The following is a 9,893-nucleotide window of genomic DNA, read 5'->3' on the forward strand; positions in this document are numbered from 1 at the left end:
TGCTAAAATCGTTAGAAAAGTATACGAAAGATATGTTGCTGTTGTAACAATGGAAGATATAGCTGAAATTATTGATAAATTAGATAATGACTTATCAAGAGTAAATGATTTATTCATGATGTGTGCTAGTCTAAAAGATTACAAAAATGAACCTATTGATTCAGTTCATGCTTCAACATTAAATAATTTAATTAAGAAAAATCATGAAAAAATTAATTATGAAAACTTCTTAAAAAATAAAAATGGTGCAGTAAAAGAATGAGATATTTTTGACTATACAAAAATGTTAGACAGAGTTTGATTTGACTATACAAATAAAGTTGCAAACATATTAGACAAAATTAAAAACTTAGGTTTTAAATTCTCTACTATTTCAGGTACAACAATTTCTATGTCAGATATTACTGTTGTAAAAACTACAAAACAAAAAATTTCTGAAGGTGAAAAATACACTGACATGCTTAAAAAATTCTTTAAAGAAGGATATTTAACTGATGATGAAAGATATACATTAACAATTCAAAAATGAAGTGAAATTAAAGAAGATATTGAAAAAGAACTTAAAGAAGTTACTAAATCTGATTTGACTAACCCATTGTTTATGATGTTTACATCAGGAGCCAGAGGAAATTCATCTAACTTTGTTCAGCTAGCTGGAATGCGTGGATTGATGAACAACAACACTAAAGTTTTAAAAGCCGATGCGGCTAACGATAGAGTTGTTCGTAGTACAGTTGAAATTCCAGTTAAATCATCATTCCTTGATGGTCTTACAGCTTATGAATTCTACTCATCTACTCACGGGGCTCGTAAAGGACTTACCGATACTGCCTTGAATACAGCTAAATCTGGATACTTAACTCGTCGTTTAGTTGACGTTGCTCAAGGTATTGTTGTTCGTGAAGAAGATTGTGGAAGTGACTTTGGATTTATTGTTAAGGACATAAAAGATACAAAAACAGATACAGTTATAGAATCACTAAAAGAACGTATCGAAGGAAGATTTGTTAATGGACCAATTTATAAAGATGGAAAATTAATAGTTCAACCTGATACGTTAATTACACCTGAAATTGCGACTTTAATTACAGATACACACAACATTAAAGAAGTTGAAATTCGTTCAGTTTTATCATGTCATACCAAAAATGGAGTATGTAAAAAATGTTACGGAAAAGACTTAGCTACAAATAGAATAGTAAATATTGGTGAAGCTGTCGGAGTTGTTGCAGCTCAAAGTATTGGTGAGCCTGGAACTCAGCTTACAATGCGTACATTCCATACAGGAGGGGTTGCCGGAGTTGAGGATATTACAGGTGGATTTGGTCGTTTAATCGAACTTATCGATGCTTATGATGCTCCTTGAGGAAAACCAGCTGTTATTTCTCATGTAAACGGAACAATTACTGATATTAGAATGGCAGTTGATAAAAATGGAAAAGATACTGATACTAGAATTATTGAAATTACTAAATCGAACGTATCTAACCCTGAAGAATCAATAATTGAACATGCAACAGCAAAAATTTCACAAAAATTAAGAGTTGAAATTGGTGAAAAAGTTCAAGTTGGTCAAAAACTTGTTGAAGGACCTATCGTTTTAACAAAATTATTAGAAATTGCTGATACTCGTGCTGTTCAAAACTACTTATTAAAAGAAGTTCAAAGACTGTATCGTTTACAAGGTATTACAATTTCAGATAAATACATTGAAATTATTATTCGTCAAATGCTTTCAAAAATTATGATTACCGATTCAGGAGATTCACACTTCTTTACCGGTTCATTAGTAGATACATTTGTTTACCAAAAAGAAAATGGGTGTTTACTAAGTCAAGGTAAAAAACCAGCTTATGGCGAAGTAAAAATTAGAGGAGCAAAACAAACACCTTTACTTTCAGATTCATTCTTAGCGGCTGCTTCATACCAAGAAACTGCAAAAATTTTAGTTAATTCATCTGTTTCAAAACGTATTGATTTACTTGAAGGACTTAAAGAAAATATTATTTTAGGACATAAAATTCCTGCCGGAACAAACACCAGTTATGAACTAAAAGGTAAATATGACATTAGAGATCCTAAATCATATTTCTCAAATAAATACGATCCTTCTTTAGCACCTGAACATGACGAAATCGAAAAAATTGATTTTGAAGGTTTAATTGAAAGTGCTAATGAATTTGATGAACAAGAAGTTGATGAAATTTCATTCGATGATCTAGATCATTTTAACCAAGATAATTCAGACGAATTTTTCGATGATTATGAATAATAAAAAAGTCGGCTTTTAAAGCCGATTTTTTCATATCACTTTTTCAAATAATTTACTAATTCGCCTTATTAACGCGTAAATAAGTAAAATTATATCTATTTAAAATTATCTTATATGAATAAATAATAATATTTAAAAAGACTTAATAAATATTATTCGTAAAAACTAAAATAGTATTATTAGCAAATTATAAAAGAGGCAATTATGAAAATTAAATCACTTAAAACTTTAAGTTTATGCACACTTAGTATTAGTCCATTAATACTACTATCTAGCGCAATAAGTACAGGAGTTAATAACAAAGATGAACAGGATGCAAATTATCAACTTTATCCTAAACCTCATAAAATTACATACCAAAAACATAAAACAATTTTAAGAACGAATTACAATTTAGTTTCCGATTCTTTAGACAAGGCTGCAAATTTAAAACTTGAAAAGATTTTTAAACTAAAAAATATGAATAAAGAGACAGATTTAACTAAAGATCACACTACAATAAAAATCGTTAATTACTCAAAAGATTCTGAACTAAAAAAACAAGTTTTAAGTCAATATAAAGATAAAATTGAACTTAAAAATTTTGACAAAAAAGATTCATACTCATTAATTATAAGCAACAATGAAATTATTATTATAGCTAAACATGATGATGCAATTTATTTTGCACTAAGTAGTTTATATTTAATTCTTGAACAAATTAATGGACTTGAAGTTCAAAATTTTACTATTACTGACTATGCTGATTTAAAATTCCGTGGTTTTATTGAAGGATTTTATGGTATTCCTTGAACCTATGAAGACAGAAAATCACTAATGAGATATGGTAGCAATTTTAAGATGAATAATTACACTTTTGCACCAAAAGATGATCCATATCACCAAAATAAATGGTTTGAAAAATATCCAGAAGATGAGCTAAGTAAAATTAAAGAATTAGTTGAAGTAGGAAAAGAAACAAAAGTAGAATTTGTTTGAACAATACACCCTTTTATGTCAAAAATCAAAAAATATGGTGCTAATCCAAATACCATCGATAAGGATTGAAGTGATATTCATGCCAAATTTGAACAACTTTATTCAATTGGAGTAAGACAATTTGGTGTTTTAGCAGACGATGTTGGAGCAATTCCAAGACAAACAATTATTGAATTGATGAATAAATTAGTAGACTGAGGTAAATCAAAAGGAGATGTTAAAGACTGATTCTTTTGCCCAGTAGGATACAACACTGGTTGATTACATAATTCAACTGAAATTTATGATTATGATAAAGGATTCAAACCAGAAGTACAAATATTTTGAACCGGAAATAAAGTTCTTGGTGCAATAAATGATGACACCTTAAAAAAATTTAGAACTATCAATAATCCAAAAGATGCACCAAAAAGAAGACCTTCTCTTTTTTGATTAAACTGACCTGTTAATGGACAAAACACAAAAAGAATGATTATAGGGAAAGCTGAATTATTAAAAACTGATATTGATCCAGAAGATTCAGTAGGAGTTTTAACAAACCCTATGCCCGATGCTGAACCTTCAAAAGTAGCACTTTATGCTGTAGCCGATTACACATGAAATGTTAAAGATTTTGATGCTGAAAAGTCATGAAAAAGTGGTTTTAAATACTTAGATAAAGAAACAGGGCCTTCATTATTAACTATGGCATGACATATGTCTGATAATTGACCTAATGGTGCTAGTTCTACTTATGATGAAAGTATAAATATTAAAGATAATTTAGATAATCTTACTAAAAATATAAATTTAAATAGTGCTTTAAACAAGGTTGATAAAGAAAAAGTTACAAATGAAATGGACAATATTATTTCTTCAGCAGCTGATATTTTAAGCAACTTAAAAAATAAAGTTTTATATGAACAAATGAAACCATTTGTCATGTCACTAAGAGATAGGGCGATTTCACTTAAAAATTTCATATTAGCCTATGAATTAGCCAAAAATGACGAAAAAGTATTAGGTTATAAATATTTTAGTGAAGGTGTAAAATATGCTCTTAGAGCAAGAACTTATAAAAATATTATTATAAATGGACTTAATGAATCCGAAGCCGGATACAAAAGAATTAGACCATTTATGGAAAATTTACAAGTAAAGACATCAGTTTTATTTAATGATTTTATATTTAACAGTTCTATAAAAACTACAGATAAAGCAACTTATTCAACAAATATTAATATGTCAAAAATGAGAGGATCATTAAACAATTTAGCAGATAATAATACTAAATCAGGAGTTTTACTAGAAACTAATCCTAAAAAAGATGACTATTTTAAGGTTGAATATGACTATCCAAAAACAATATATGGAATTCATATAAAACAAACTTGACCTTCAAATACTAAAGATTATTTTAATGAATATAAAGTTCAATATACTAGCGATAATCAAAAATGAACAGATATAGAAAATAACAATAAAACCAATACAACAGCCGAATTTGTAAAAAATGATTTAAAAATTGAGAATGTAAAAGCTATAAGAATTATAAACACAAAAAATCAACCTGGAACATGAATAGCTTTAGAAAACTTTAGCATTGATTTAATTAAACCAATTAAAACAAATAATAAGGTAGAAGTAGAAAAAGTAAATGTTCCTGGATCCTGATCTTATCACCAAGGAAATGAAAAAGCTATTTTTGATAACAATCCTTCAACTTATGCATGATTTAAAATGCCTAATGATACTCACAAAGAAAATGACTTTATAAGTTTAAAATTCAAAAAACCTATTGAATTAGGAATTATAAAAATTCTTTTTGGACGTAATAATGATGATAAAGATAAATTTAATAACTTTGATTTAGAATATAGTACAGAGAGCACTCCTTCAGAATGGAAAAAATTACAAACATTTTCAAACACTAATTCAGTTACATATAATGCTAAAGATAAAAAAATTAAGAATGTAACTTATTTAAGAATAAAATCAAATAATACTTCAAAAGGCTGAGTTGCACTAAGAGAATTTAGTGTTAGTGATTTTGAAATTATTCCAAACACGATGGTTTTGAATAATAAAAAAGATAATGATTTTGCTTTATATGCTAATTATGAAAGAAATAAAGGACTCTACACCGTAGAACCTACTAAAAATATTTCACTTAAAAAAGATGAATTTTTAAAACTTGATTTACTTAGAAATTCACAAATTCAAAATATGTTTTTAAACTTAAGCAATGAAGCTAAAAACAAATTAACTTTTGAATACTCATCAAATGATTTTCTATATAATTCATTAAAATTAAGTGAATTAGAAAAAAACACATTAGACTTTAATGCACGATATATAAAATTAGCAAATAAAAGTGATCAAGAAGTAAAATTCGATATTAACAAACTTCAAGTTATTTCTAAAGAATATACTGCTCCTAAACTTATATTTAGTAATATGGGATCACAAGTATCTTCAAATGAACTAAAAAATATTATTAATAATGATCCTATTTTGGCTGCTAAATTTAGTAATAGTCAAACAAAAGGACAATATTTAATTATTGATATTGGTCAAGAAATAATGTTAAAAAATTTAAAATTAGTTTCAAAAGATTCTCATTTCGATTACTTAAGAGATGCAGAAATTTTAATTTCTAAAACTAATTCAAGCAAAGAAAGTGACTGAGAAAAGGTTATAACAATAGGAGATGGAATTCCTAACAAGCAAAACGATGATGATATCAATAGTTCGCTTACAACTCATTTAGCACCATTTAATTTAATAGCTAATCCAAATATTAATAAAAAAGCTAGATATATTAAAGTTAGAATAACAGCTGATTATAAATGGAAGCAAACCGAAATTGGAGAAGTAACATGAAATTATGATCCTAATAAAACAGATTTTGTTTCTGAGTACTTTACGTATATTAATAATAAAAATTATGTTTCAGATTCAAACGACACTAACAATAATTTTTATGAGTATATGAATGATAATAATTTAAATACTAGTTTTGTTTCAAAAAATAATAATGGAAAACTAAATTTCATTTTAGATTCTAAACAACAATTAGATGCTAAAGGAATAAAAATAGTTCTAAAAGAACACAATGATGCAAAATTAAGTATAAAAACTTATGATGAAACTACTAAAAAAATTGAAATAATCGAATTAGGTAAATTGTATTTTGATTTGAGTGATTTTGCAGTTCCAAAAAATAAAAAACTTTTAGAATTAATTTTTGAGTGAAAGAATGAACCTTTATTGATTAATGAAGTTATTTTATCTAAAAACGCTAATGTTATAAGTGATGATCAAATAAAAGTATTAGATCAAAATTTAAGCAAAATAAAAAACTCTGGAACGCTTAACCAACATAAAGAAACATATGATTTATTATTAAACATATTAAACCTCATAAAAACCAAAAAATACTATGGGCTAGACCTTTACAATAGATTAAAAGCTACTAGTGAACATATTTTAAATAACAAAACAAATGATAAAAATGATTCCCAAGAACTTAATAAATTACTTAATGAATCAAATTTATTATTAAAAAATAAAGCTGATTACACATTAATATCATTTTTAAATTTAGAAAAAACAGTTAAGAACATTGAACAAATTTTGATCAATAAAAACATTTTTAATGATGATTTAACTAAACTTTATGATCAATTGCTTAAAGCAAAAAATGATTTAGCTTTTGATCTTACTAATCAAGATCTTGCAAAATTAAAACTTATTGATTTTAAAAAAGAAATAGAATTAAATAAATATAGTCCTGAAACATTAAATAAATTAAAAATTTTATATGATCAATTAGAAAAAAATACTATTTCAAAAGAAAAAATAGCTCCTAGTGTTTATACAAAATTATTTGAAGAAATTAACAATATAGTGTTACCAGTTAATAAAGAAAATAAAATTTTAGATGAAATTTCTAAAAATATTAATGTTAAATTTTTTAAAGATAAAAACTTAGATTCAACAGAATTAAAGCTTGAAAACGCAACAAAAGAAAACATTATTTTAAATAATATTAATTTAGAAAAATACGATTATAAAATTTTAAATATCACAAAAGATAACGAAAATAATAAATTGAAAATTGAGTATGAATTATTTGAAAAAGAAAAACCAGAAAACAAAATTACAAAATTTTTAGAAGTTAATAATTTTCTAGAAGATAGCAATGGTTTTTGAACTAAAAAAACAATTATTTTAATATCTAGTATAGCATCTGTATTGATTGCACTATTAATAGTTTTATCTTTATTTTTAATTTATAAAGCCAAAAGAAAAAATTAAATAATTAAAATTTATTAAAAAATGATTAGTTTTTAGCTACTCATTTTTTAATTTTTAATAACTAATTGTCTTTATATTTTCAATATATATTTTCATATTTTCTAAAAATATGTTATTTTTTTACCTATAAATAAACAAAATAAGTCAATATTGTTATTTTTTCTTTTAATTATGAATAAATAATAATATTTTAAATCTCTTATAAATATTTTATTTATAAAACTAAAATAATATAAATAGTAAATATTCAAAGGAAGTGATATGAAATTAAAGGCATTAAAATTTTTATTACCAATCAGCGTAATTATAAGTCCATTAGCATTTTTATCAAGTGCTGTAAATGCACCAATCAATACAGATATTAAAAGCGAAGAAATTTATCATTTATACCCTAAACCACATAAGATAGTTTATGCAAAAAATAGCACAATTTTAAGGCAAAATTTTGTTATAGAATCAGATAAATTAGACAAAGCAGCAAATTTAAAATTAGACAAAATTTTTAAATTAAAAAATATGGTTAAAGAAACCGATTTAAAAAAAGAACACACAACTATTAAAATAGTTAATTTTTCTAAAGATTCAGATTTAAAGACAAAAATTTTAAACGATTATAAAAGCTTAATTGATATTAAAAATTTTGAGAACAAAGATTCATATTCTTTAATTGTTAAAGACAACGAAATAGTAATTGTTGGTAAACATGATGATGCTATTTATTTTGCACTAAGTAGTTTATATTTGATTCTAGAACAAATTAACGGTCTTGAAGTTAAAAATTTTACTATTACTGACTATGCTGACTTAAAATTCCGTGGTTTTATAGAAGGTTTTTATGGAATTCCTTGAACTCATGAGGACAGAAAATCGCTTATGAGATTTGGTGGTGATTTTAAAATGAATAACTATACTTACGCTCCAAAAGATGATCAATATCATCAAAATAAGTGATTTGAAAAATATCCAGAAGAAGAATTAAAAAAACTTAAGGAATTAGTTGAAGTTGGAAAAGAAACAAAAGTAGAATTTGTTTGAACTATTCATCCTTTTATGTCACATATTCACAGATATGGATCTAACAAGAATAAATTAGAAAAAGATTTTCAAGATATGATTGATAAATTTGAACAACTTTATTCAATAGGCGTTAGACAATTTGGTGTTTTAGCTGATGATGTTGGGGCAATCCCTAGAGAAACAATTATTGATTTAATGAAAAAATTAGTTAAATGAGGAAAAACTAAGGGGGATCTAAAAGACTGACTATTTTGTCCTGTTGGTTATAACACTAGTTGACTTGGTGGTTCAAAAGAAATTCATGAATATGACACAGGATTTGACCCTGAAGTACAAATTTTTTGAACAGGAAATACAGTTTTAGGCGCAGTAAATAATGACACTCTTAAAAAGTTTAGAACCTTAAATAAACCAGCAGGTTCTAAAAAGGGTAGACCATCATTGTTTTGACTTAATTGACCAGTTAATGGGCAAAATAAAAAAAGAATGATAATAGGAAAAGCTGAACTTTTAAAAACAGATATTGATATTGAGGATTCAGTTGGTGTTTTAACTAATCCTATGCCAGATGCTGAACCTTCAAAAGTTGGATTATATGCTACTGCTGATTACACATGAAACGTTAAAGGTTTTGATGTTGATAAATCATGAATGAGCACATTTAGATATTTAGATAAGCAAACAGGTTCTTCTTTACAAACAATGGCTTGACATATGTCTGATAATAAACCAAATGGACATGGTTCTACATATGATGAAAGCGTAAATATTAAAGATAATTTAGATGTATTAACTAAAAATTTAAAAGACAATTCTCCTTTATCTAAGACAGATAAGGAAAAAGTCGTTCATGAAATGGACAATATTATATCATCAGCGGCTGATATTTTAACTAACTTAAAAAATAAAGTTTTATACGAACAAATGAAACCGTTTGTTATGTCACTTAGAGATAGAGCAATTTCAATAAAAAATTTCATTTTAGCTTATGAATTATTTAAAGAAAATAAAAAAATAAATGGGTTTAAATTTTATTCAGATGGAGCTCAATTCGCTACTCGAGCAAGAACTTATAAAAATATAATAATAAATGGTACTAATGAATCTGAACCAGGTTATAAAAGAATTAGACCGTTTAATGATTTATTAAGAGAAATTACATCTAAGTTTTACACCGATTTTGTCTTAGAAAACAATTTAAAAAAATCTGAATCTAAAGACAAAAATACTTTAAAAATTGATTTTAAAGATGATGTTTATAAAAATAGTGATACAGTAAAAAAACTTAAAAAAGGCGAATCATTTAAACTAGAACTTCCTAATATTA

Annotated in this window: 2 protein-coding genes and 1 pseudogene; all 3 read left to right on the top strand. The window is 25.6% G+C overall.

Features of this window, described 5'->3' with window-relative positions; genetic code table 4:
* A pseudogene (locus MALL_RS02055) lies at window positions 1-2,272 on the top strand (DNA-directed RNA polymerase subunit beta'); the annotation flags it as partial.
* 204 nt (window positions 2,273-2,476) lie between these two features.
* Window positions 2,477-7,549, top strand: a complete 5,073-nt coding sequence (locus MALL_RS02060; protein WP_005683558.1) for a beta-N-acetylglucosaminidase domain-containing protein — start codon at window positions 2,477-2,479, stop codon at window positions 7,547-7,549.
* Window positions 7,550-7,810: 261 nt separating this feature from the next.
* On the top strand, window positions 7,811-9,893 hold a 2,083-nt coding region (locus MALL_RS02065; protein WP_005683556.1), incomplete at its 3' end, for a beta-N-acetylhexosaminidase family protein.

The organism is Mycoplasmopsis alligatoris A21JP2 (assembly GCF_000178375.1).
Classification (GTDB): domain Bacteria; phylum Bacillota_I; class Bacilli_A; order Mycoplasmatales; family Metamycoplasmataceae; genus Mycoplasmopsis; species Mycoplasmopsis alligatoris.